Origin of the sequence: Agromyces flavus (assembly GCF_900104685.1) — a bacterium.
In the GTDB taxonomy this organism is placed as follows: Bacteria; Actinomycetota; Actinomycetes; order Actinomycetales; family Microbacteriaceae; genus Agromyces; species Agromyces flavus.
Genome location: NZ_LT629755.1, coordinates 111642 through 135109 on the forward strand (window position 1 = coordinate 111642; position 23468 = coordinate 135109).

At 70.4% G+C, this 23468-nt stretch carries 20 protein-coding genes and 1 tRNA gene; 13 read left to right on the forward strand and 8 right to left on the reverse strand.

All coding sequences use genetic code 11. The features are described from left to right. Nucleotides 1-39: 39 nt before the first annotated feature. Nucleotides 40-552 (forward strand): hypothetical protein, encoded by a 513-nt coding sequence (locus tag BLT99_RS00560; protein WP_092668386.1) that lies wholly within the window; start codon nt 40-42, stop codon nt 550-552. A 39-nt stretch (nt 553-591) separates the two neighbouring features. On the opposite strand, the gene BLT99_RS00565 is transcribed toward BLT99_RS00560, so the two are convergent. From BLT99_RS00565 to BLT99_RS00575, 3 genes are read right to left on the reverse strand one after another with little or no spacing between them, the layout of a single operon-like run. Next, nucleotides 592-1110, reverse strand: a complete 519-nt coding sequence (locus tag BLT99_RS00565; protein WP_092668388.1) for a glycine cleavage system protein R — start codon at nt 1108-1110, stop codon at nt 592-594. A gap of 40 nt (nt 1111-1150) precedes the next feature. Beyond that, nucleotides 1151-1420, reverse strand: a complete 270-nt coding sequence (locus tag BLT99_RS00570; protein ID WP_092668390.1) for a helix-turn-helix domain-containing protein — start codon at nt 1418-1420, stop codon at nt 1151-1153. Continuing rightward, nucleotides 1420-2037 carry a hypothetical protein gene (locus BLT99_RS00575; protein ID WP_092668392.1) on the reverse strand — a complete coding sequence of 206 codons (618 nt, stop codon included), beginning with the start codon at nt 2035-2037 and terminating at the stop codon, nt 1420-1422. Before BLT99_RS00575 ends, BLT99_RS00570 begins: the two co-directional genes overlap by 1 nt. A 182-nt stretch (nt 2038-2219) precedes the next feature. On the opposite strand from BLT99_RS00575, the gene BLT99_RS00580 reads away from it, so the two are divergent. The 4 genes from BLT99_RS00580 (at nt 2220) to BLT99_RS00595 (ending at nt 6710) form a co-directional block, all read left to right on the forward strand. Further along, on the forward strand, nt 2220-4742 hold the full coding sequence (locus BLT99_RS00580) for an ATP-dependent Clp protease ATP-binding subunit (protein WP_092675349.1): 2523 nt from the start codon (nt 2220-2222) through the stop codon (nt 4740-4742). A 141-nt stretch (nt 4743-4883) separates the two neighbouring features. Beyond that, on the forward strand, nt 4884-5390 hold the full coding sequence (locus BLT99_RS00585; protein WP_092668394.1) for an amino-acid N-acetyltransferase: 507 nt from the start codon (nt 4884-4886) through the stop codon (nt 5388-5390). Nucleotides 5391-5463: 73 nt separating this feature from the next. After that, nucleotides 5464-6144, forward strand: coding sequence for a hypothetical protein (locus tag BLT99_RS00590; protein WP_092668396.1), 681 nt, complete (start codon nt 5464-5466; stop codon nt 6142-6144). A 128-nt stretch (nt 6145-6272) separates the two neighbouring features. After that, nucleotides 6273-6710 (forward strand): dehydrogenase, encoded by a 438-nt coding sequence (locus BLT99_RS00595; protein WP_229724469.1) that lies wholly within the window; start codon nt 6273-6275, stop codon nt 6708-6710. 3 nt (nt 6711-6713) lie between these two features. Here the strand turns inward: BLT99_RS00595 and radA are convergent, their stop codons facing one another. Together radA and BLT99_RS00605 are read right to left on the reverse strand one after the other, a co-directional pair. Further along, nucleotides 6714-8078 carry a DNA repair protein RadA gene (gene radA, locus BLT99_RS00600; protein WP_092668398.1) on the reverse strand — a complete coding sequence of 455 codons (1365 nt, stop codon included), beginning with the start codon at nt 8076-8078 and terminating at the stop codon, nt 6714-6716. Nucleotides 8079-8088: 10 nt separating this feature from the next. Further along, the gene (locus BLT99_RS00605) at nt 8089-8946 is read right to left on the reverse strand and encodes an SGNH/GDSL hydrolase family protein (RefSeq protein ID WP_092668401.1); all 858 of its coding nucleotides are present in this window, start codon (nt 8944-8946) and stop codon (nt 8089-8091) included. A 92-nt stretch (nt 8947-9038) separates the two neighbouring features. On the opposite strand from BLT99_RS00605, the gene BLT99_RS00610 reads away from it, so the two are divergent. Continuing rightward, nucleotides 9039-10247, forward strand: a complete 1209-nt coding sequence (locus BLT99_RS00610; RefSeq protein WP_092668403.1) for a flavin-containing monooxygenase — start codon at nt 9039-9041, stop codon at nt 10245-10247. 71 nt (nt 10248-10318) lie between these two features. Continuing rightward, a tRNA-Ser gene (locus tag BLT99_RS00615) sits at nt 10319-10408 on the forward strand. A gap of 21 nt (nt 10409-10429) precedes the next feature. Here BLT99_RS00615 and BLT99_RS18200 read toward each other — a convergent pair. Further along, on the reverse strand, nt 10430-10849 hold the full coding sequence (locus BLT99_RS18200; protein WP_331712607.1) for a hypothetical protein: 420 nt from the start codon (nt 10847-10849) through the stop codon (nt 10430-10432). Nucleotides 10850-11493: 644 nt separating this feature from the next. Here BLT99_RS18200 and dinB point away from each other — a divergent pair. Then, nucleotides 11494-12690 (forward strand): DNA polymerase IV, encoded by a 1197-nt coding sequence (gene dinB / locus BLT99_RS00625; protein ID WP_092668405.1) that lies wholly within the window; start codon nt 11494-11496, stop codon nt 12688-12690. Between the two features lie 144 nt (nt 12691-12834). Here the strand turns inward: dinB and BLT99_RS00630 are convergent, their stop codons facing one another. Next, entirely contained in the window at nt 12835-14022 is a 1188-nt protein-coding gene (locus BLT99_RS00630; protein WP_197675512.1) for a hypothetical protein, read from the reverse strand. Then, entirely contained in the window at nt 14022-15356 is a 1335-nt protein-coding gene (locus tag BLT99_RS00635) for a family 43 glycosylhydrolase (RefSeq protein ID WP_092668407.1), read from the reverse strand. Before BLT99_RS00635 ends, BLT99_RS00630 begins: the two co-directional genes overlap by 1 nt. A gap of 327 nt (nt 15357-15683) precedes the next feature. On the opposite strand from BLT99_RS00635, the gene BLT99_RS00640 reads away from it, so the two are divergent. From BLT99_RS00640 to BLT99_RS00660, 5 genes are all read left to right on the forward strand, one after another. Beyond that, nucleotides 15684-19247: a family 43 glycosylhydrolase gene (locus tag BLT99_RS00640; RefSeq protein WP_197675513.1), complete on the forward strand. Its 3564-nt coding sequence runs from the start codon at nt 15684-15686 to the stop codon at nt 19245-19247. Between the two features lie 155 nt (nt 19248-19402). Beyond that, complete coding sequence (locus BLT99_RS00645; RefSeq protein WP_092668409.1) at nt 19403-20635, forward strand: ROK family transcriptional regulator; 1233 nt, start codon at nt 19403-19405, stop codon at nt 20633-20635. Nucleotides 20636-20672: 37 nt separating this feature from the next. Further along, nucleotides 20673-21554, forward strand: a complete 882-nt coding sequence (locus BLT99_RS00650; RefSeq protein ID WP_229724801.1) for an ABC transporter permease — start codon at nt 20673-20675, stop codon at nt 21552-21554. Continuing rightward, nucleotides 21551-22381, forward strand: a complete 831-nt coding sequence (locus BLT99_RS00655) for an ABC transporter ATP-binding protein (RefSeq protein WP_092668411.1) — start codon at nt 21551-21553, stop codon at nt 22379-22381. The genes BLT99_RS00650 and BLT99_RS00655 overlap by 4 nt, the downstream gene beginning before the upstream one ends. Before the next feature lie 63 nt (nt 22382-22444). Continuing rightward, nucleotides 22445-23467: an aliphatic sulfonate ABC transporter substrate-binding protein gene (locus tag BLT99_RS00660; protein ID WP_092668414.1), complete on the forward strand. Its 1023-nt coding sequence runs from the start codon at nt 22445-22447 to the stop codon at nt 23465-23467. Nucleotide 23468 lies beyond the last annotated feature (1 nt).

Consider the following 23468-nt stretch of genomic DNA (forward strand, 5'->3'; position numbering starts at 1 on the left):
TCCGTGCCCTGGACCCGGCCCGGGGGCTAGCATGTGCCCATGGCCCCGCACGTCGAAGTCCGCCGCCTCCTGCTCGCCTCCGCCGCCGTCGTGTCGGCGCTCCTGCTCGCAGGGTGCGCACCCGGCCCTGGGCCTGTCGAGAACTTCCCAGGCCTGCCCGTGATCGACGAGGAAGAGGTGGCCGCGGGCGACGCCGAGGACACCGAGCAGGGCGGCGAGACCGAGGACGAGACCGAGGAGGGTTCGGCCGAGGAGGTGCCCGAGCCGACCGGCGACGAGCCGTACGTGCAGTACCTGCAGGACGGCGGCCGGCTCGCCATCACGATCTGGGGATCGTCGACCTGCCCGATCATCCCCACCGAGCTGCGCGTCACCGCAGAGGCGGGCGAGGGCAACGCCGTCGAGGCGATCCTGCCCGAGGCCGAAGAGGGACCCTGCACCATGGACTTCGTGCCGCACACCACGGTCTTCTCGACGCCCGCCGATGTGACGACGACCGAGGAGCTCGAGGTCACGGTCGGCGACGCCGTGGTGACGGTGCCCGTCAAGTAGTCGCGGCGCGGCTGCTCAGTCCGGTCCGACCCGGGCGGCTCAGTCCTGTCCGACCGAGAGCTCGACGAACAGCTCGCTCGCGACCCGCTCGAGCTCGTCCCGCACCGCACCGGGCTCGGTGCCCGGCGGCACGCGCACGAGGATGTGCGCTTCGAACAGCTGACCGCCCGCCATGGGCGCGTCGCGCCGCTCGGTGGTCATGGTCTCGATGCTGAGCCCGTGGCGCGAGAGCACCGCCGACACGTCGTGCACGATGCCCGGGTGGTCGCTGCCCACGAGGTCGATCCGCAGGCGTCGCCAGTCCTCCACGCCGTCCGGCTCCTCGGAGCCGGGATGCGCCGACACGTCGAGCAGCCCCTCGAGCCCGTCGAGCGCGGAGCGCAGGTCATCGGCACGATCGGCCGGCACCGTCACGACGACGATGCCCGCGAACTGCCCCGCGAGCTCGGCCATCTGGCTCTGCTCCCAGTTGCCGCCGTGCGCCGTGACGGCCTCGGCGAGCGCCTCCACGAGGCCGGCTCGGTCGTCTCCGATGACGGTCAGCACGAGTCTGGGCATGCGTGCATCCAATCACGCGCGGGCCGGTGCGTCGAGGCGGTCAGCGGGTCGCTGCGCCCGGCGCCGACCCCGCGGCATCCGCCGGCCTCAGCACGAGCAGGTCGCCGATCTCGCACTCGAGCGTGCGGCAGACGGCCTGGAGCGTCGAGAAGCGGATGGCGCGAGCGCGGTCGTTCTTCAGCACGCTGAGGTTCACGACGCTCACGCCGACCAGTTCGGCGAGCCGGGTGAGGGTCATGCCGCGCTCGGCGAGCAGCTCGTCGAGGCGGCAGTGGACGTCGTGCGCCTCGTCGACCTCGGCGGGCGCCATCAGACCAGGCCCTCGTTGTCGCGCTGGAGGCGCGCGCCGATCTGGAAGGCGGCCCCGATCGCGCCGAGCGCGAGGATGGCGAACGGCGCGGCCCAGTTCGTGCTGAACGTGACGCCCTCGTAGGTGTACTCGCTCACCGCGGAGAGCGCGCCGTTGACGGTCATGGTCGTGAGGATGGTGCCGACGAACCATCCGGCCGCGAGCACTCCGGTGCTCCACAGCACGATCCGCACGTTCGCGCGCGAGAACGCGCGACCCCGGGCGAGGTTCCAGCAGAACAGCGCGAGCAGCACGACGGCGGCGATGATCGCGCCGCCGTGCACGATCGGCTCGGCGAGGAGCGCGAACGACGTGGCCGCGGCGGGTTCGGGCACGGTGACGACGGCCTGGTCGACCGCGACCGTCACCGGCGCGCCATCCGGCCCGATCGGCAGTTCGGCGGTCTCGTCGACGAACGGCACGAGGACCGGGACGTCGCGGAGCGGGGCGACCTCGGTGAGCCGGCGCACGACGCCCCAGATCGTGGCGACGATCGCGATCACCGCGATGCCCACGGTGGCGTACATCCCGATGGCGTCGCCGCGGTCGAGGCGGGTGGGGGCGTCGTGCACGGTCATGGTTCCTCCGGGTCATCCGCTTCATATCGAATATCGATGTTATCGATGATCGATACGTTACGGATGTCGCGTACCGACGTCAAGCGCGGGTGCGCCCACGGCGAACACGCGCCCACCGCGCAGGCCCGGTCGTTACCGTTGTTCTATCGACGCCCCTACCCGGCGTCGACGAGGAGTAGATGATGTTCGAGAGATTCACGGACCGAGCCCGTCGTGTCGTCGTCCTGGCGCAAGAAGAAGCCAAGATGCTCAACCACAACTACATCGGCACCGAGCACATCCTGCTCGGCCTCATCCACGAGGGTGAGGGCGTGGCGGCGAAGGCGCTCGAGTCGCTGGGCATCTCGCTCGACGCGGTCCGCGAGCAGGTCCAGGACATCATCGGGCAGGGGCAGCAGCAGCCCACCGGGCACATCCCGTTCACCCCGCGTGCCAAGAAGGTGCTCGAGCTCTCGCTCCGCGAGGCGCTCCAGCTCGGCCACAACTACATCGGCACCGAGCACATCCTCCTCGGCCTCATCCGCGAGGGCGAGGGTGTCGCGGCCCAGGTGCTCGTCAAGCTCGGCGCCGACCTCAACCGCGTGCGCCAGCAGGTCATCCAGCTCCTCTCCGGGTACCAGGGCAAGGAGCAGGTGCAGGTCGGCGCGACCGAGCAGCAGCAGGCCCAGGGCGGCTCGCAGATCCTCGACCAGTTCGGCCGCAACCTCACGCAGGCCGCGCGCGAGTCGAAGCTCGACCCCGTGATCGGCCGCGAGAAGGAGATCGAGCGGGTCATGCAGATCCTCTCGCGCCGCTCCAAGAACAACCCGGTGCTCATCGGCGAGCCCGGCGTCGGCAAGACGGCCGTCGTCGAGGGGCTTGCGCAGGCGATCGTCAAGAACGAGGTCCCCGAGACGCTGAAGGACAAGCAGCTGTACTCGCTCGACCTCGGCTCGCTGATCGCCGGCTCGCGCTACCGCGGTGACTTCGAGGAGCGCCTCAAGAAGGTCACCAAGGAGATCCGCACGCGCGGCGACATCATCGTCTTCATCGACGAGATCCACACCCTCGTGGGTGCGGGCGCCGCCGAGGGCGCGATCGACGCCGCGTCGATCCTGAAGCCGCTGCTCGCCCGCGGCGAGCTGCAGACGATCGGCGCGACCACGCTCGACGAGTACCGCAAGCACTTCGAGAAGGATGCCGCGCTCGAGCGCCGCTTCCAGCCGATCCAGGTCGCCGAGCCGTCGCTCCCGCACGCGATCAACATCCTCAAGGGACTGCGCGACCGCTACGAGGCGCACCACAAGGTGTCCATCACCGACGGGGCGATCGTGGCCGCCGCCAACCTCGCCGACCGTTACATCAGCGACCGGTTCCTGCCCGACAAGGCCATCGACCTGATCGACGAGGCGGGCGCCCGCCTGCGCCTGTCGATCCTGTCGTCGCCGCCCGAGCTGCGCGAGTTCGACGAGAAGATCGCCGTGGTCCGCGCAGCGAAGGAGACCGCGATCGAGGAGCAGGACTTCGAGAAGGCCGCATCGCTGCGCGACGAGGAGAAGACCCTGCTCGGCGAGCGCCTCCGACTCGAGAAGCAGTGGAAGTCGGGCGAGGTCAAGACGACCGCGGTCGTCGACGAGGGCCTGATCGCCGAGGTGCTCGCGCAGGCCACCGGCATCCCCGTCTTCAAGCTGACCGAAGAGGAGTCGAGCCGCCTCGTCTTCATGGAGAAGGCGCTGCACGAGCGCGTCATCGGCCAGGAGGAGGCGATCTCCGCCCTGTCGAAGACGATCCGCCGCACCCGCGCCGGGCTCAAGGACCCGAAGCGCCCGTCGGGCTCGTTCATCTTCGCCGGCCCCACGGGCGTCGGCAAGACCGAGCTCGCCAAGGCGCTCGCCGAGTTCCTGTTCGACGACGAGTCGGCGATGATCTCGCTCGACATGTCCGAGTACGGCGAGAAGCACACGGTCTCGCGGCTGTTCGGCGCCCCTCCCGGGTTCGTCGGCTTCGAGGAGGGCGGCCAGCTCACCGAGAAGGTGCGCCGCAAGCCGTTCTCGGTCGTCCTGTTCGACGAGATCGAGAAGGCCCACCCCGACATCTTCAACTCGCTTCTCCAGATTCTCGAGGAGGGCCGCCTCACCGACGGCCAGGGTCGCGTCGTGGACTTCAAGAACACCGTCATCATCATGACGACGAACCTCGGCACCAAGGACATCTCGGGCGGTCCCGTCGGCTTCCAGGTCGAGGGCGACACCCGCACGGGCTACGAGCTCATGCGCGCGAAGGTGAACGAGGAGCTGAAGAAGCACTTCAAGCCCGAGTTCCTCAACCGCGTCGACGAGATCATCGTCTTCCCGCAGCTGACGAAGGAGGAGCTCCTCCAGATCGTCGACCTGTTCATCAAGCGACTGGGCGAGCGCATGCTCGACCGCGACATGACCGTCGAGCTCACGCAGGCGGCCAAGGAGCGGCTCATCGAGGTCGGCTTCGACCCGACGCTCGGTGCGCGGCCGCTGCGCCGCGCGGTGCAGCACGAGGTCGAGGATCGCCTGTCCGAGCGGATCCTGCACGGCGAGCTGAACTCGGGCGACCACGTGCACGTCGACTTCCAGGACGGCGAGTTCGTGTTCACCACCACCCAGCGGGCGCTGCCCGTCGGCGTGGGCGTCAACACGGGCGCGGCGATCGGCACCGGGCCGGCCACGCCCGACCTGGCCGCGGGACAGTAACCCGCACGACCGGTTCGACCCGAGGGGGCGGATGCTGCGGCATCCGCCCCCTTCGTTCGTGCTTCGGGGGTGCGCGAGGCACGTGCGTACGCTGCCGAGCGCGTGCCGGTCGAGGCATGGCCGCGGGCATACGATGAGCGGATGACGCAGCCATTCCACGTGCGCGCGGCGCGCACGCCCGACGTGCCGAGGATCGTCGAGCTCGTGGAGCCGCTCGTGGCGCGACGCATCCTGCTGGGCAAGGAGCGGGTCGACCTCTACGGCGCGCTGCAGGAGTTCCGCGTGGCCGAGTCTGGCGACGGGGAGGTCGTCGGCTGCGGAGCGCTGCACGTGATGTGGGAGGACCTCGGCGAGGTCCGCACGCTCGCGGTGCACGACGACTGGCTGGGCCACGGCGTCGGACACGCGCTGCTCTCGACGCTCGAGGAGGACGCCCGCACGCTGGGCCTCAGCCGGCTGTTCTGCCTGACGTTCGAGGTCGACTTCTTCACGCGCCACGGCTTCGAGGACATGGGCTCCGAGACCGTCGACCCCGAGGTGTACGCCGAGCTCGTCCGCTCGCACGACGAGGGCGTCGCCGAGTTCCTCGACCTCGCGCGCGTGAAGCAGAACACGCTCGGCAACACCCGGATGCTGAAAACCCTCTGAGCGTTCCTCACGGCCTCGGGGCGCGCCGGGGCGGCACGCCGAGTCGCAGCGCGGCCGGCCGTAGCCTGAGCCCATGACGTCGAACCGCCCCGCATCCGGGCGACTGCCTGCATCCGTGTACCGGCGCCGCCGGCTCATGGTGCTGCTCGGGCTCGTCGCCGTCATCGTCGCGATCGTGCTCGTGATCGTGCGTCCCGGCGCGAGCCAGGGCGACGAGGTGTCGCAGACGACCCCGCCGTCGTCGACGCCCGCGCCCGTGGCATCCGGCGCCCCGTCCTCGGAGCCGCCCGCGACGGACGCACCGGCCACCGACGAGCCCGTCGTGTCCGAGGCGCCGGCCGTCGACGGTGCGGCGTGCACCGAGGACCAGATCACCGTCGAGGCGCTGACCGACAAGGCGGTGTACGCGGCAGGCGAGCAGCCGAAGCTCTCGGTGACGATCACCAACACCGGACCCAACACCTGCGCGCTGAACGTGGGCACCAAGGCGCAGGTCTTCACCGTCACGAGCGGGAAGGAGGTCTACTGGACCTCCACGGACTGCCAGACCGAGCCGGTCGACGCCGAGGTGTCGCTCGCTCCCGACACCCCGGTGTCGTCGACCGCGCCCATCACCTGGGACCGCACCCGCTCGACCGCGGACACCTGCGCGGGAACCCGAGCCCCGGTCCCGGCGGGTGGCGCGTCGTACCACCTGAGCGTGTCGGTCTCGGGCTTCGAATCGGCCGAGACCAAGCAGTTCCTGCTGTACTGACCGGGCGCGTCGCCCGCCCGCGCGTGGCGAGGACAGTTGTCGCAGGTGCGCCGGGCGCGACACCCGCGACCACCGTCTCACGGGATGAACCGGGCCAGGAGGTTCGCGGCCGTCGGTAGGCTGGTGCGATGGCCGGTGCGAAGCGTTCCCCCAAGGGATCGAAGGGCTCGAAGGGGTCCCGAGGGGCAGACCCGCTGGAGTTCCGGTCCCAGGCGCTCGCCGAGGCGCTCGAGCGGCAGGATGTCGCGGCCGTCGCGCTCGCGCTCCGACACGGCAACACGGTCGTCCCACTGATCAAGCCCGGCCCGCGCGACACGCCCCTCGACGGCGGCGAGGTCTGGACCTACCGCGACGCGAACACGGGCGAGGTCGCGCTGCTGCTGTTCAGCGACGCGGCGAACAAGCCGGCGAACCTGCCGCCCGCGGTCGGGCTGCAGAGCCCGGCCTGGCTGCGGTCGTTCCTGAAGCGCTACGAGTCGACGATCACGACCGTGTTCCTCGACATCGCCGGGCCGCATCCGATGCAGGCGTCGCCGAGCGAGCTGCTGAAGGCGCTCGACGCGTAGCAGTCAGAAGGCGGCGTCGAGCTCGCGCTCGCGTGCGCCCGTCGCGGCCATCATCGCGCGTTCGACCGCGGCGCGAACGCTCCCGAGCTCGTCGTCGAGCAGGGCGGTGTAGCCGAGCCGCCGAGCCTCGGCCGCGCGCTGCCGGGCGGACGCCACGGGACGCACCTCGCCCGCAAGGCTGATCTCGCCCACGGCGGCGAGCTCGTGCGGCACCGCGCGGTCGCGCATCGCGCTCGCGATCGCCACCGCGATGGCGAGGTCGGCCGCGGGCTCGACGAGTCGGACGCCGCCGACGGTCGACACGTACACGTCGTGCTCTCCGAGCTGTCGAAGCCCAGCTCGCCGCTCGAGCACCGCGATGATCATGGCGACGCGCGACGGATCGACACCGTTGACGACGCGACGGGGCTGGGGCGCCTTGGTGCCGACCACGAGCGCCTGGACCTCGACCGGCAGGGCGCGCCGCCCCTCGAGCGCGACCGTGACGCACGTGCCGCTCACCGCATTGCGCGACCGGCTGAGGAACAGGCCCGAGGGGTCGGGCACCTCGGCGATGCCATCGCCGGTCATCTCGAAGCAGCCGACCTCGTCGGTCGGTCCGAAGCGGTTCTTGAGGGCTCGGACGAACCGGAGGGCGGTCTGCCGATCGCCCTCGAACTGGCACACGACGTCGACGAGGTGCTCGAGCAGGCGAGGGCCGGCGATCGTGCCGTCCTTCGTGACGTGCCCGACGAGGAGCACGGGCAGCTGCCGTTCCTTCGCGACCCGGATGAGCGTGGACGCCACCTCGCGCACCTGGCTGGGCTGCCCCGGCAGGCCGTCGGAGAGCGAGCTCGACACCGTCTGCACGGAGTCGACGATCAGCAGCTCGGGGGCGACCTCGTCGACCTGGCCGAGGATCGTCGCGAGGTCGGTCTCGGAGGCGAGGTAGAGCTCATCGTGCAGGGCGCCCGTGCGACCGGCGCGCAGGCGCACCTGCGCGGTCGACTCCTCGGCGCTGACGTAGAGCACCCGCCGCCCGGTCGACGCGACGCGCGCCGCGACCTCGAGCAACAGGGTCGACTTGCCGACCCCCGGCTCGCCCGAGAGCAGGATGGCGGCGCCCGCGACGATGCCGCCGCCGAGCACGCGATCGAACTCGCCGACCCCGCTCGGCCGGTGCGCCGTCGTCTCGGCCTCGACCTCGGCGATCGGCCGGGCCGCGCGGCCGGCGGACGGAGCGACGGGCTGCAGGCTGCGCACGAGGCCGCTGCTCGTGCCGGCCTCGACCACGGTGCCCCACTGCTGGCATTCGGCGCAGCGGCCCACCCACTTGACGGTGCTCCAGCCGCATTCGGTGCAACGGTACGCGGTGGAGGGCTTCGCCATGCCCCAGAGCCTAGGGCTGCCCGGCGACATCGGCCGGGACCGCCGCGGCCTGCCCCGAGACGGCGTCGTCGTCGGCATCGTCGGCGGTCGCGTCATCCGCCTCGACCGGGAACCGCTCGGCTAGTGAGGCGAGCAGCGGGGGACGGAATGCGTCGGCCCAGACCCGGTAGCCGTGGTCGTTGGGATGGAACCAGTCGTTCGCGAAGTGCGTGAACATGCGGCGGAAGCCCCGGAGCCGCGTCTCGCGATGGAGCCGGACGAGGGTGAGCCCGCGCGCCTCGACGAGCCGACGCACGATGTCGTTCGCGACCGCGACCTTGCGCTCGTTCTGCGGGAAGTAGAAGAACGGCAGGTCGGCGACGAGCGTGTGCGGCGGCACGGCGTCGAGGACCGTGGCGAGGTCGCGTTCGAACGCCTCGGGATCCCAGTGGGCGATGTCGTTCGCGCCGATCGCCACGGTCATCACGTCGGGACGGTACTTCGCGAGCTTCGGAAGTTGGTCTTGAACGGCGAGCCCGACGGTCGCGCCCGAGACGCTGAGATTCACCACGCGGACGGTGCGAGCCGTCGTGTCGCGGATGAGGCGGGCGAGCACGCCCACGTAGCTGTGGTCGGGCCGGCTGGCCCCGATGCCCTGCGCCGCGCTGTCGCCGAGCGCGACGTAGAGGAGCTCGCCGCGCACCTTCGCGTGGTCGCGCCACCACTTGGAGTGCACGGGCAGCGTCTCGTTGAGGATGACGCTGTTGGCGGTGATCCGGGCGCGGAATCGGCGCCACCACGCACGGGCGCCGAGGACGATGCCCGCGAGCAGCGCGATCGGCACCAGCGCGGTGACGATCGGTTCGACGGGAGGGCGTTGCTCGACCATGCTCCGAGCGTACGGCGCGCCGCCGACCGTGGGCCGGGGGTTGCGCGTGCTCCTCCCTTCCCCTGTCCGGCGCGCTGGCATACGCTGGCGCCATGCTCGCGGACACCGACGTCCTCGTCGTGGGCGCAGGCCAGGCGGGGCTCGCGGTCAGCCATGAACTCACGCGCGCCGGCGTCGACCACGTCGTGGTGGAGCGCGAGCGCGCGGGCGCCGCCTGGTACGTGCGCTGGAACAGCTTCTGCCTCGTCACGCCGAACCACACCATCCGGTTGCCGGGCGCTGGCGAGTACGACGGCGACGACCCGGGCGGCTACCTGCCGCGCGAGCAGATCATCGTGCACCTGCGGCGCTGGGCGGCGTCGTTCGGTGCCCCGGTCCGCGAGCACGCCGGAGTGGACTCGCTCCGGGTCACCGACGACGGCTTCATCGCCGAGACGCAGGCCGGCCGCGTTCGCGCGCGGCAGGTCGTCGCCTGCACCGGCGCCTACCAGCGCGAGCGGCGGCCGGAGGTGGCCGAAGACCTCGCCCATCATGTGCCCGTCGTGGGCGCCACCTCGTATCGGTCGCCCGACTCGTTGCCCGACGGCCGCATCCTCGTGATGGGCGGAGGCCAGACCGCCGGGCAGATCGCCGAGGAGCTGCTGGCCGCGGGGCGCGAGGTCGTGATCTCGCCCGGACGGGCGCCGTCGATGCCCCGGCGGGTGGAGGGCCGCGACACCGTGGACTGGCTCCTCGACGCGGGCTTCTTCGAGCACACCGCGGCGAACCTGCCGTCCCCGGCGGCACGGCTCGGTCCCAACCCGATCGTCACCGGCCGCGCGGGGGGTCACGACCTCAACCTCCGGACGCTCGCGGCGGCCGGCGCTCAGCTCACGGGTCGCGTGCTCGGCCTCGACGGCGAGCGGCTCGTGGTGGCCGACGACCTGGGCGTCTCGGTCGCCTCGGGCGACGAGGGATGGCAGATGGTCTGCGCGCTCATCGCCGAAACGGCCGACCGGATGGGTCTTCCCGCGCTCGAGCTCCCGGAACTGCCGCCGGCCAGCATCCCGGTGGCCCCGGCCCCTCGCCTCGCCGACCTCGCCGGCGTCGTCGTGGCGTGCGGCTTCCGCCCCGACTACAGATGGATCGACCTGCCCGGCGTCGTCGACGAGTGGGGGCTGCCCCTGCAGCGGGACGGCCTCAGCACCGTCGTGCCCGGTCTGTCGTTCGTCGGCGTGCCGTGGTTGCGCCACCGCAAGTCGCCGCTGCTGATGGGCGTCGGAGAGGATGCCGCGCTGGTCGCGGACCGGATCGCGGCGTAGCCCTTCGGGCGCCGGGCGCGCGCCATCCGCTCGTTTTGAACCTCGTGACGGAGTCGTCTACTATCGATCTCGGTACCGTGTCCGAGCGGCCGAAGGTGCAACTCTCGAAAAGTTGTGTGCGTGAAAGCGCACCGTGGGTTCAAATCCCACCGGTACCGCCATGTGATGTGTCGGGACATCGTTTACAGATGTTCCGGGACATCGTTGACATGAAGCCCCTCCTTCGGGAGGGGCTTCTGTCGTTTCCGGGGTTGGTAGTCGCGGCCGGGATCGATGATGTGTTCGGCGAGGAGTTCGCCGGTGTGCCTGGCGGTGACGAGGGTTTGCGGTCCGTTCATGAGCAGGATGACGGGGGTGCCGGCGTGGGCGCGGCCGATGCCGAGGTGTCGGAGTCGGCCGGCGTAGCGGATGGTGATCGTGCCGACGTTGTCGACGGTGTCGTAGCGGACCCGCCAGTGCTCGTCGCCGTGGCGGAGTCGGGGTTCGTCTTTCGGGAGCGACCGGTACGCCTCGCCGGGGGTGCTTCGGTTGATCGCGCGATGCGGGCGGTGCTCGTTGTACAGCTCCTGGAAGTGCTCGAGCTGCTGGTTCAGGGCTTGGATCGTGTCGGCGGGCGGTTGCCGTCGGACCGCGGCCGTTTCTGCGGTTGCGGGATCACGACGCCCTCAGCGCGCAGGATCCGCCAGATCGTGGACACGCTCGGGGCCTTCTCACCGGCGCGAGTCAGCCGATCGCGGATCGACTCGGCGCCGCCATCGAGTCCGGCGCCGGCCAGTTCGGTTCGAAGCGTCAGGATCCGCTGCCGCATGCCTTCGGTGGTGCGCGTCGGTGATCGCCGTGGCTTGCGGGAGCGTGGCTCGAGCGCGTCGTCGCCGCCTTCCCGGTACCGGTTCGCTAGCGTGCTCGCCCATTGCCGGCTGATCCCGAACCGTGCGGCGGCGTCCGCGGCGGTCAAGCCGCCGTCGACGATGGCGTGGGCGATGACACGATTCCGGTTCCCTCTCGACATGCCCCATCGTCGAGCCCGTCAACGATGTCCCGACACATCCACGCTGTCGTCGATGTCCCGACACACCCGTCAACGATGTCCTGAAACCACACACCACCGGTACCGCCATGAGAACCCCTGCTGAGGCAGGGGTTCTCTGCTTCTCCGGGGGATCGCCCGATCGTGCGCGATGGTTCGGCTCGGGCCCTGCGTGTCGCCGGTGCGTGCGATGATTCGGCCGCACGGACAGGAGGCGGCATGCGTGGCGAGGCGAGCGTGTTGCACGCCGACCTCGACGCGTTCTACGCCTCGGTCGAGCAGCGCGACGCTCCCGAGCTGCGCGGGCGGCCCGTCATCGTGGGCGGCGGCGTGGTCCTCGCGGCGAGCTATGAGGCGAAGGCGCGTGGCGTCCGCACGGCGATGGGCGGTCGGCAGGCGCACGACCTGTGTCCCGACGCGGTGGTCGTCCCGCCCCGGATGGACGCCTACTCCGAGGCCAGCAAAGAGGTGTTCGCGATCTTCCGCGACACGACGCCGCTCGTCGAGGGGATCTCCATCGATGAGGCGTTCCTCGAGGTGGGCGGCCTGCGGCGCATCGCGGGCACGCCCGAGCAGATCGCGGTGCGGCTGCGCGAGCGCGTGCGGGCCGAAGTCGGGCTCCCGATCTCCGTCGGGATCGCGCGGACCAAGTTCCTCGCCAAGGTGGCCAGTGCGGTCAGCAAGCCCGACGGTCTCCTGGTGGTCGAGCCCGACCGGGAGGAGGCCTTCCTGCTCCCGCTGCCCGTCGAACGCCTCTGGGGGGTCGGCGCCGTCACCGCCGAGAAGCTGCACCGGCTCGGCATCCGCACGGTCGGGCAGCTCGCCGAGCTCGAATCGGATGCCACCGAGCGGCTCCTGGGCAAGGCGACGGGGGCGCACCTGCACGCGCTCGCCCGGCTGCGGGATCCGCGGCCGGTCGACACGACGCGACGTCGCGGATCGATCGGCTCGCAGCGAGCCCTCGGAAGCCGCCCTCGCTCCCCGGAGGAACTCGACGTCATCCTCACCCAGATCGTCGATCGGCTCGCCCGCCGCCTGCGCGACCGCGACCGGGTGTGCCGCACGGTGGTGCTGCGGCTCCGATTCGGCGACTTCACCAGGGCGACCCGGTCGCACACCGTCGGCCCGCCGACCGATCGCACAGCGGTGCTGCTGGCCGTCGCCCGAGCGCTGCTCGACGGCGCCCAACCGCTGATCTCGGAGCGCGGGATCACGCTCATCGGCATCTCGTTCTCGAAGCTCGATCGCGGCGATTCCGTGCAGCCAGAACTCCCGATCGACTGGGACGAGGGCGCACGGCTCGACGCGGTGCTCGATGCCGTCCACGATCGGTTCGGCGCGGCGTCGGTCGCGCGCGCGGCGCAGCTGGGCCGGGATCCGGGCGTATCTGCACCGGTCCTACCGGAGCACGAGTAGCAGCAGGGATCACGGGTCGCCGTTCCGGCGCGCGGGCGGGATCCCGGGCGAAGGCTGTGGTGCGCCGATGGCGGTCGCGCGCGGGGCGCGGCGAACGCCCCGGACCGCGATCCGGGGGCGTTCGTCATGGCGAACTGCCGGCGTTCACTGCAGATCGCGGAAGTCCTCGATCCACGCGTACCCGGGTGCGGACTTGGCCTCGCCGCGCCCGGTCACGGTGAGGCTGGCGTAGACGCTGTTGAGGAGCCAGGGTGCCTTCGTCGCGCTCCAGCCGGAGGTCATCGACGGGATCTGGACGAAGCCGTACGTCGCGACGGCCAGCCGCCCGGTGGCTCGGAGCTGCCCCATCACGTCGCTGAGCAGGTGCTTCTTGCCCTCGAACCAAGGGCTCTCCGAGAGGAGGTCGTTCCACTTGTGCGACGGGAACGGTTGATCGATCGCCTCACCGATGACCTCCCACACCTGGGTGTCGGGAGCGTAGCCGTAGCGCTCCGCGAACGTGGGCGGGATGGGATCGGTCATGTGCTCCTGCCAGTACCAGACCAGCGAGAACTCCGTCATCAGGAAGGTCTGATCGGGGCGCAGGCGCGGAAGCGTGTAGTCGAGGAACGCGCCGATCCGTGCCTCGTCGGGAACGTGGGGATGCAGATCGACGCCTTCGATCTCGGGCGTCTCGCGTGCGAACGCGAGGAACCGCTCGACCGCGGGCGTCCGGTTCTGCGGCAGGTCGAGGCGATTCAGCGCACCCATGTAAAGGTGCGTGGCGCAGTCGGCGCCGCACAGCTCGGCCCGCGCATCGATCACGTGCCGCGCGACGGTCTCGTAGAACTCGTTGAGCCGCTGGTCTCGCTGGCCGGGGAGGCTCTCGATGAACGGCTCATTGCCGATGGTGACGATGTCGACGGTTCCGAGCACCAGCGGGAGCACCCGGTCGAGACGCTCGAGCTCTGTCGCCATCGCGTCGGTTCCCGGCGCCGGGAAGGAGGCGTTGGCCTTGGGGAACTTGAGGCTCAGCACCGTCCGATACCCACGATCGTGGGCGTCGATGATCGATCCGATCGTGGGACTCTCCGCCGGTGGCACGGTATCGGCCTCGGGAAGGACGTAGAACCCCCGAACCCAGCTCGCGCGTGCTTCGCTCAACTCGCGATAGTCCAGCTCGTCGAGGTTCTCGTTGTAGTTGGCGCCGAGGGCGCCGAGGGCGGGAAATGACCCGCCATCGTCACCGACGTCGGCGGCGAGTGCTGCCCCGGGCAGGCCGATGGCGAGCATCGCGGCAACCGTTCCGCCGAGGAGCGTCCGTGCGGCCGCGGTGCGACGTCGTGCACCCATCAGTCGCGCCCCGCCCGACGCTGGACGTAGAGTCGGTTGCCCTCGGGACCGGTCCACTCCACCTGCGCGACGCCCGGCACGGCGGCTTCGTCGAGCCGCGACGGATCGGACCAGTGACCCGCGTTCGGATTGAGGAAGAAGGTCGCCCAGACCTTTCCGCTGTGATCTTCGAAGAAGTTGTTGTGACCCGCGCCGACGCCCGCGGTCCAACGCGGCGCGTAGGGCCCTTCGAACGAGTCCGACACGGCCACGACGGCGTCGTATTGGTACTGCGTGCGACCGGGCGCGGGCGTGTCGTACGCGTATCGAACGCTGCCGTCTGCCGCGACGGATGTGCGGTCCCATGCCGCGTGGAGGAGGTAGTACTTCTCGCCGTAGTGGAACACGTACGCGCCCTCGAGGTAGGGCTCCGGCGAGTACGGCGTCTGCTGGAACGCCGGAAGTGCCGTCGTCGGGACGATGTCCTCCATGTCGTGCTGGAACTTCGCGTACTCGTGGTTGTGCAGCACGAGCCAGGCGTCATCACCCTCGGTGTGCATGCTGCCGTCGATGTGGTGGTAGGCGCCGGGTCTGATGAACGCCGGCCCGCCGGCGACGGGGTCGCCGAACGGCTTCTCGAGGTTGCCCTCGACCAGGCGGTACGGACCTTCGAGCCCGCCCTCGCTCACGAGCAGGAACGAGCCCACCTTCTGGGAGTGGTCTCCCATGCAGGCGACGATGTACCACGTGTCGCGGAAGTAGTGGATCTCCGGGGCCCACACCTGCCCTCGCTTGCCGAACTGCGCGTCGTACCAGTACTCCTGCCACGGAGCGACGACGGTTCGACCGGGCTGGTTCTCGTCGACGAACTCGGGCGACCACACCTTGCCCTTCTCGGCGTCCGGCCGGATCCCGGTCGTGTCGACGAGACGCCACGGGCCTCGGAGCGACGGGGAGACCCAGACGAAGATGCCGTCGTTCCACGGAGCCGCCCGATCGAGCCCGGGAACGCGCGTGGTTCCGGTCGCGACGTACACGGGTCGCCCGTCCACCACGAAGCAGTTGACGTACGTGTCGCGCATCCAGACGTGGGTGTCCTCGGGGTCGCGTGGCCGGTGCTCGAGATCGAGGATGAAGGAGTTGTCCTCGCGCGGCCACAGGTCCGCCCGGGTGTCCGCCGTTCCGTACGGTTCGAGATCCGGCCAGTTGGGTGGGAACGCACTGGTCGACGCGTTCTCGGAGGGCGGCGTCGCGTGAGCGGCTGGAACGGGTAGGGCGGCCGCTGCCACCGCGCCCGCGGCGCCGAAAAGGAACGTCCGCCGGCCCACGCCGGGTCCGGTTTCGGAGTGGTTCATCGTTGAAGATCTCCCTCGTTCTGAACGTGGTCGGTTGAATTCGACCCGGCGGACCGTCGCGTCGGGTCCGTGCTGAGGGACGCTACGGACGCGTGATTTTTCCGTCAACAGACCGTCAGAAACATCGAGCGATGCCTTTCCGCCGGTCTCTTGACGGAAAAATCGGACCTCCGTTTGATGGGTCCGACGGCGCCGGATGGGACGGGCTGCTGTCGGCGGGTGTCCGAGCGAGACGGCACCGGCGACCGATCGAGCGTGCCCACCGGGCACGCGAGCCCCTGCTGCGCGCCTGCGCGGCGACTTCGACGGAGAAGGAGCACACACCCCATGCGATGGAGATCAGTCAGCCTCGGGGCGGTGGCCGCGGTCGCGGCGGCCGTCCTGGTCGGCGGAGGATTGCCGGCGATGGCCGCCCAGCCCGCAACATCCGGCGTCACCGCCGCGACGGCAGCGGCCACGTCGAGCGCTGCCGCCGACGGTCCGACCTATGCCAATCCCGTGTCCGAGGGCGTCGTCGACACGTTCCCAGATCCTGCGATGATCCGCGGCAAGGATGGCGCCTGGTACGCCTACGGCACCACCAACCCGATCTTCAACAGCGCCGGTGAGCCGGGCGAGCACATCCTGCCGATGCTGCGGTCGACCGACCTCGTCGACTGGGAGTACGTCGGGGACGTCTACCCGGCCGACAGCACCAAGCCCGCCTACTGGGCCGCCGGAACGCGGCCGTGGGCGCCCGACATCCGCTACATCGACGGGCAGTACCACCTGACCTACTCGCTCTCGAACGGCGGCGTCGCCTTGCTCACCGCCGAGACCCCGACGGGCCCATGGACCGACCGGGGCCTCCTGATCGGCGGCCCTGCCGTCGCGGGCTGCCCGACGGGCAACATCGACCAAGCGATCTTCACCGACTCGGATGGCACCCACTACCTCTACTGGGGCAGCTACGACGTGATCTGCGTCTCCGAGCTGACCGACGACGCGACCGCCCTCACGGGCGAGGTCACCAAGGTCGCGCAGGGCCGCCGCATGGAGGGCGGCTTCGTCGTGCAGCGCGATGGGTGGTACTACCTCATGTACTCCGACGCCGGATGCTGCGACGGCGCGTTCAGCGGCTACACCGTCAAGGTGGGACGAGCCGACGACCCGCGCGGACCGTTCGTGGACGACCACGGCGTCGACCTCATGGCGCTGAGCAGCAAGGGCGGATTCGTGCTCGCCCCGAACGGCAACGAGTTCACGGGAACCGGGCACAACGCGATCCAGACCGACCTCGCCGGACAGGACTGGCTCGTGTACCACGCGATCCCGACCGCCGACCCCGACTTCCCGCCCGTCGACACGCGCGCGGGCCAGCTCAAGCTGTCGAAGCGGCCGCTCATGATCGACCGGCTCGACTGGATCGACGGTTGGCCCGTGGTTCGCGCGGGCGCGGGCGCGTCGAGCGGCGCGGAAGTCGCCCCGGTGACGGACGCACTGCTCGGCAGCGCGTTCGAAGGCGGAGTGCCCGCGGACTGGAAGCGCCGCGGTGAGGGACGGGTCACTGCGGGCGAGGCGATCGACGCGGGTGGATTCGTGCGCGTCGCGCCGTCCGGGGCCGAGCCGGTCGGTGTCGTCACCTCCGAGAAGCTCGACGGCGACCTGCGCGTGCAGGCTGACGTGCGCTTCACGGAAGCCGACGACTCCGGCGCGGCCGGACTCGTCGTCGGCGCTCGCGGCGAGAACGGGGCGACGGCATGGATCGACCGCGCGGCCGGCGAGTTCCGCCTCGAGGTGCGACACGGCGACGAGGTCGAGACGGATGTCGCGCCGCTGCCCGACACGTTCGCCTACGAGGCCTGGCACGTGGTCGCGATCGAGTGGCGCGGCGACGAGGTCACCGCGCAGGTCTCCGGCGACTCCCTCGGCGAGCCGCTCGCTGAGTCGTCGGTCGAGGCTCCGACGGACGGCACGTCGTACGGCGCGGTCGGGTTCGTCGCAATCGAAGCATCCGTCGACGGCGACAACCTCAGCGCCGCGAAGCTCTACGAGCCCGTGACCGAGCGAGTGGCCGACCCCGAGGCCGGTGACCTGCTGCCCGAGTACTCCGACGAGTTCGACGCGGCGGGCACCCCGACGGCCGGCGACGACGCATGGGAGTGGGTGCGCACGCCGGCCTCCGGGCCGGTCGTGACGAATGGCGCGCTCTCCTGGCCCACCCAGGGCGCCGAGCTGCACCTCGCCACGAACTCCGCACCGGTCCTGCTCCGCGACGCGCCCGAGGGCGACTTCGTGGTCGAGACGAAGCTCGACTTCGATGGGAGGACGGCGGCCCAGCAGGCCGGGCTCGTGTTGTACGAGCACGATGACCGCTACATCAAGCTGACGCACTCGGTGCTCCCGCTGAACCGCAAGCCCGGGCAGTTCCTGCATCAGACCGAGTTCGGCAAGGAGATGGAACGACCGACCCAGACGCCGCCCGTGGCGGTCGCGAACGGGCCGATGTTCGGAGCGGCGCCCGCGTCGACGACATGGCTGCGGCTGTACGCGCAGCTCGACGAGGCGGCCGGCGAGTGGGACGTGCGCATGGCCTCGAGCACCGACGGCGACGATTGGCAGTGGGGCGGTTCCTGGACCGTCCCGGTGCTCGGCGACCTGCGCATCGGGCTGGTCTCGATGAATGCGCCCGGCGCGACCGCCACGTTCGACTACTTCCGCACGTACGAGATGGGCGGCGAGCCGTCGGCGTTCCCGGCGAGCTGGCCCGTGCCGATGCCGTACGGCGCGGCCGACGGACGGGAGGAGCTCATGCCCGACGAGGACAACTCGATGATCCTCGACCTCGAGCTGCGCCCGCAGGACGCCGAACTCGGACGAGTCTGGATGCGGGACACCTACGTGAACCGCTTCGAGGTCGACGGCGAGACGATGTACGTGGCGACCGGCACCACGCGGGCGCAGGGTGTCGCGACCGCGGCGCCGTGGAATGACGGCATCTACGTCTGGATCGCGCCGTCGCTCGAGGGGCCGTGGAAGCTCGTCGACACGACCGGGATCCGTCCCGACCAGCCGAAGGGGAAGATCTGGTCGCCCGAGTTCGTCGACGAGAACACCGCGGACCACGTCGTGGTCACCGACTGGCAGGCGTACAAGAACCCGGATGACCCCGCCACGCGAGCGGGAAACGCCTGGGCCCCCGAGCTGCACCTCATCGACGGCAAGTGGTACCTCATCGCGTGCATGGGCGACCAGAGCACGCTCACGGGGTCGTTCATCCTCGTCAGCGATGGAGGTCCGGAGGGGCCGTACCGCAACATCGAGGCGAACCTCGACCATCCGCTCGGCGAACCGGTGCGGGCGACGAACCCGCAGTACTACCACATCGACGGCGGGCTCTTCGATGACGGCGACGCGACCTACCTCGTGCTGCACAATGCGCTGTACTCGAAGCTGACGCCTGACATGGAGCATCTCGAGAACCCGACGAACCTGCCGCAGTTCACGCAGAAGAAGTACGCGCCCGAGCCCTACCTCGAGGGCGCGACCGTCACCAAGGTCGGCGAGAAGTACTACCTGATGCACGCGGTCTGGGCGAACAAGGGCGGCGCCGCGCAGGATCCGACGTGGTCGTACCTGGCGAACACCGGGGCGAAGGACCAGTACGACGCGGTCGTCGCGGTCGCGGACTCGTTCGAGGGCCCCTACTCGGCGCGCTACACGCTCGGTGTCGGCGCGGGCCACAACAACATGTTCGTCGACGAGGACGGCACCGTCTGGGCCACGTTCTTCCGCAATCCGGCCTTCGGCTACTGGGCCGACCCATCGCGCGTCGATGACGCGGCGGTCGCGGGTGTCGTGCGCCTGGAGCAGGCCGGCCCCCTGGGCGACCTGCTCTACGTGGAGCGCTGAGCCGCCGTCGCGACGGGGCGTCGACCTTCGTGTCGGCGCCCCGTCGCTGTTTCGAGCGGGGCGTTCCATCCGTTTCTGCAAGGGCCTCAACCGATATCGGAACTTTTTCTGTCGGGTTGTTGACGGAAAAATTCAAGGTTGAGAGCCTTGCACGCATGTCGACGACGACCGGAGTCCACGCCCTCGTGAGGCGGACCCACGAGGAGCGGGTGCTGGCGGCCCTGCGAGCCCACGGCGCGCTCAGCCGCGGCGAGCTCGCCAAGCGCGTCGGGCTCAGCCGCACGACGCTCTCCGAGATCACCGCGAACCTGCTGCAACGCGGCGCCATCATCGTCGCCGACACGGATGCCGCGACCCGCGCCGGCAGCGGCCGGCCCGCCGAGCGGCTCGCCCTCGACCCCGACTCCGGCCAGTTCCTCGGCGTCGACTTCGGCCACCGCCGCGTGCACGTCGCGGTCGCCGACGCGTCGCACGAGATCATCGCCCAGGGCGTCGAGCGCTACGACGACGATCCGCCGTGGGCCGAGCGGCTCGACATCGCATTCCAGCTCATCGACCGCCTCAGTCGCGAGACCGGAGTGCACTTCGGCGCGCTGCAGTCGATCGGCATCGGCGTGCCGGGTCCGTACACAGGCGCTCGTCCCGGCATCCCCGCCGTGAGCTGGAAGAACCAGCTCGCGCCCGACGGCGTCGATGTCGCGTTCGCCGAGCGGTTCGGCGCGCCCGTCGTGGTCGACAACAACACCCGGCTCGCCGCGCTCGCCGAGGCCATCTCGCGACCCGACGCGGTCGACAACCTCGTGTACCTGCGCCTCTCCGACGGCGTCGGCGGCGGGCTCGTCGTCTCGGGTCGGCTCGTGACGGGTTCGCGCGGCTTCGCCGGCGAATTGGGTCACGTGACCGCCAACCCCTCGGGAACGCCCTGTCGCTGCGGCAAGCGCGGCTGCCTCGAGACCATCGCCTCGGTGCCCGCCATCCTCCGGGCGTGCAGCGACGCCGGCGCCGATGTCGAGACGCTCGAGGACCTCGCCGAGGCGGTCGCCAAGGGCGACCCCGCCGTCGATGCGGTGCTGCGCGAGGTCGGTTCGACCGTCGGCCGCGTCCTCGGTGCCGCGGCCATGACGCTCAATCCCCGCGAGGTCGTGATCGGCGGCGAGATCGTCCGGATCGCGCCGGTACTCGTCGAGCAGGCGGCCGCGACCCTCCGTTACGAGCTCTACTCGATCCCCTCCGACCAGCCGCACATCGTGCGCGCCGCACAGCTGCGCGACAGCGACGGCGCGCTCGGCGCGATCGCCGCGATCTTCCATCAGTCCCCCCTCCTCGCCGGATACCCCGACCCCGCGGCGGCCGGCGAGCCCGTTCAGCAGCAAAGGAGCGCACTGTGAACGCCCAGACCCCCCGGACGCGAGGAGGGAGCCGGCCATGACCGAGGTACGCATGACGACCGGGCCCTCGCGCGCCGAGATCCAGCCCTACACGATGAGCACCTCGGCGGTGGCCGAGGACCTCCCCGCTTCCAGCCCGAAGCCGGACCGTCCGCAGCGCAGCCGGCGCCTGTCGAAGCGCAACACGCTGCTCATCCTCAACGCGGTCTCCATCGTCGGCGGCATCGCCCTCTGGTGGATCCTCGCGCTCAACGGCTTCCAGTTCCCGACCCCGCCCGAGGTGGTCGCGAAGGCCGTGCAGCTCTGGCAGGCCGGGATCCTCCAGCAGGACATCCTCGCGAGCCTCGGCCGCGTCCTGACCGGCTTCCTCCTCGGCTCCGCCGCCGCCATCCCCGTCGGTTTCCTCATGGGCTGGTACACGGTCGCGCGCGGCTTGTTCGAGCCGTGGATCCAGTTCTTCCGCACGATCCCGCCGCTGGCGCTGCTTCCCCTCGTGCTCGTGCTGCTCGGTATCGGCGAGGTGCCGAAGGTGTTCGTCATCTTCCTCGCCGCGTTCCTCGCCTGCGTCATCTCGACCTACCAGGGCGTCGTGAACGTCGACCGCACCATGATCAATGCGGCCCGCGTGCTCGGCGCGAAGGACGGCACGATCTTCCTCAAGGTGGTCGTGCCCGCGTCGACGCCGTTCATCCTCGTCGGCATGCGCGTCGGCCTCGGCTCCGCGTGGGCGACCCTCGTCGCGGCCGAACTCCTCGCGGCGCAGGCCGGCCTGGGCTACCGCATGCAGCAGGCCCAGCTCTACTACGACCTCGCGACGATCTTCGTCGGCATCGTCATCATCGGCATCCTCGGCCTGGTGATGGACCGGCTGCTGCTCTTCGCCGAGACCAAGCTCACCGGATGGCAGGAACGACGATGACCACGACCCCGACGACCACGCCCGCCCCCGCGACCGGCACCGCGAAGATCTCGGTGCGCGACGTGCGCAAGACCTTCGAGCTGAAGGGCCAGGAGTTCGTCGCGCTCGAGCGCGTGAACCTCGACATCGCCGACAACGAGTTCGTCACGGTCGTGGGGCCCTCGGGCTGCGGCAAGTCCACGCTCATGAACATCCTCGCCGGCCTCGAGACGCCCACGTCGGGCCACGCGGTCGTCGACGGCAAGGACGTCGCCGGCCCCGGCCCGGAGCGCGGTGTCATCTTCCAGCAGTACGCGCTCTTCCCGTGGCTCACCGTGCGCAAGAACGTCGAGTTCGGGCTGAAGGTCGCCGGGCTCCCCAGGGCCCAGCGCCGCGAACGTGCCGACCACTTCATCCGGATGGTGGGACTCGAGCAGTTCGCCGACGCCCTGCCGAAGATGCTCTCAGGCGGCATGAAGCAGCGCTGCGCGATCGCCCGCGCGTACGCCGTAAACCCGTCGATCCTCCTCATGGACGAGCCGTTCGGAGCGCTCGACGCACTCACCCGGGTCAAGCTGCAGGAGCAGCTGCTCGACACGTGGAGCCGCGAGAAGCGCACCGTGATGTTCATCACGCACGACGTCGACGAGGCCGTGTTCCTCGCCAACCGCGTGATCGTGATGGCGGCCCGCCCCGGCCGCATCTACGACGTCATCGACGTGGACCTGCCGTACCCCCGCACGGAAGACGTGCGCCTGAGCCCCGAGTTCGCCGACCTGCGCAACCGCGTCTGGCACTCGGTGTACCACCAGGAGCCCGGCATCGCTGCCGGTGCCGCGTCGTCGTAGACGACCTCCGCAACCGCAATCCCACCACCGCAACACCCCAACCCGACGAAGGGAACCACAGTCATGCGTTTCACCAGGAAGCTCCTCGGCACTGCCGCCGTCGGCGCGGCCGTCGCCCTGCTCGCCACCGGCTGCGCCGCCGACGGAGGCGCGAGCGGCGAGCCCGCACCCGAGAACGAGTACGACGACGTCCTCCAGGTCGACTTCGGGTACATCCCCGACTTCAACGGGACGAGCCTGCTCGCCGTCGCCGAGGACCAGGGCTACTGGGAGAAGTACGGCCTCGACGTGACGGCGACCTCGTTCACCAACGGGCCGCTGCAGATCCAGGCACTCGGCACGGGCGACCTCGACTTCGGCTACATCGGACCGGGCGCCATGTGGCTGCCCGCCTCGGGCGAGGCCAAGGTCGTCGCGCTCAACACGCTCGGCCAGGCCGACCGCGTCGTCGCGCAGGCCGGCATCGACTCGGTCGAGGACCTCGCCGGCAAGACGGTCGCGTACCCCGAGGGCACCTCGGGCGACATGATCCTCACGCTCGCGCTCGAGGAGGCGGGCATGACCAAGGACGACATCGAGGCCGTGCCCATGGAGCCGTCGGCGATCGTCGCGGCGTTGTCGTCGAAGCAGGTCGACGGAGCCGGATTCTGGTACCCCGCGCTCGCGACCGTGAAGCAGCAGGTGCCCGACCTCGTCGAGCTCGCGCAGAACCAGGACTTCGAGGAGACCGTCGCGTTCCCGACCGCGTTCGTCGCGGGCAACGACGTCGTCGCCGACGAGCCGGAGAAGGTGGACCGGGTGCTCAAGGCCCTGCGCGACGCCATCGCGTTCCGCGCCGAGAACACCGACGAGGCCATCCAGCTCACGGCCGCGTTCTCGGCGCTCGACCCGAAGCAGGTCGAGGCCGACGCCGGCAACGTCCAGATCCTCTCGCTCGAGGAGCTCGACCAGCTCACCGAGGACGGCACGATCGACACCTGGCTGAACGGCATGGTCGACTACTTCGTCGGCGCCGGGAAGCTCGATGCACCGGTCGAGGCATCCGAGTTCTACACCGGCGACCTGTTCCTGCAGGCGGGCGAGTAAG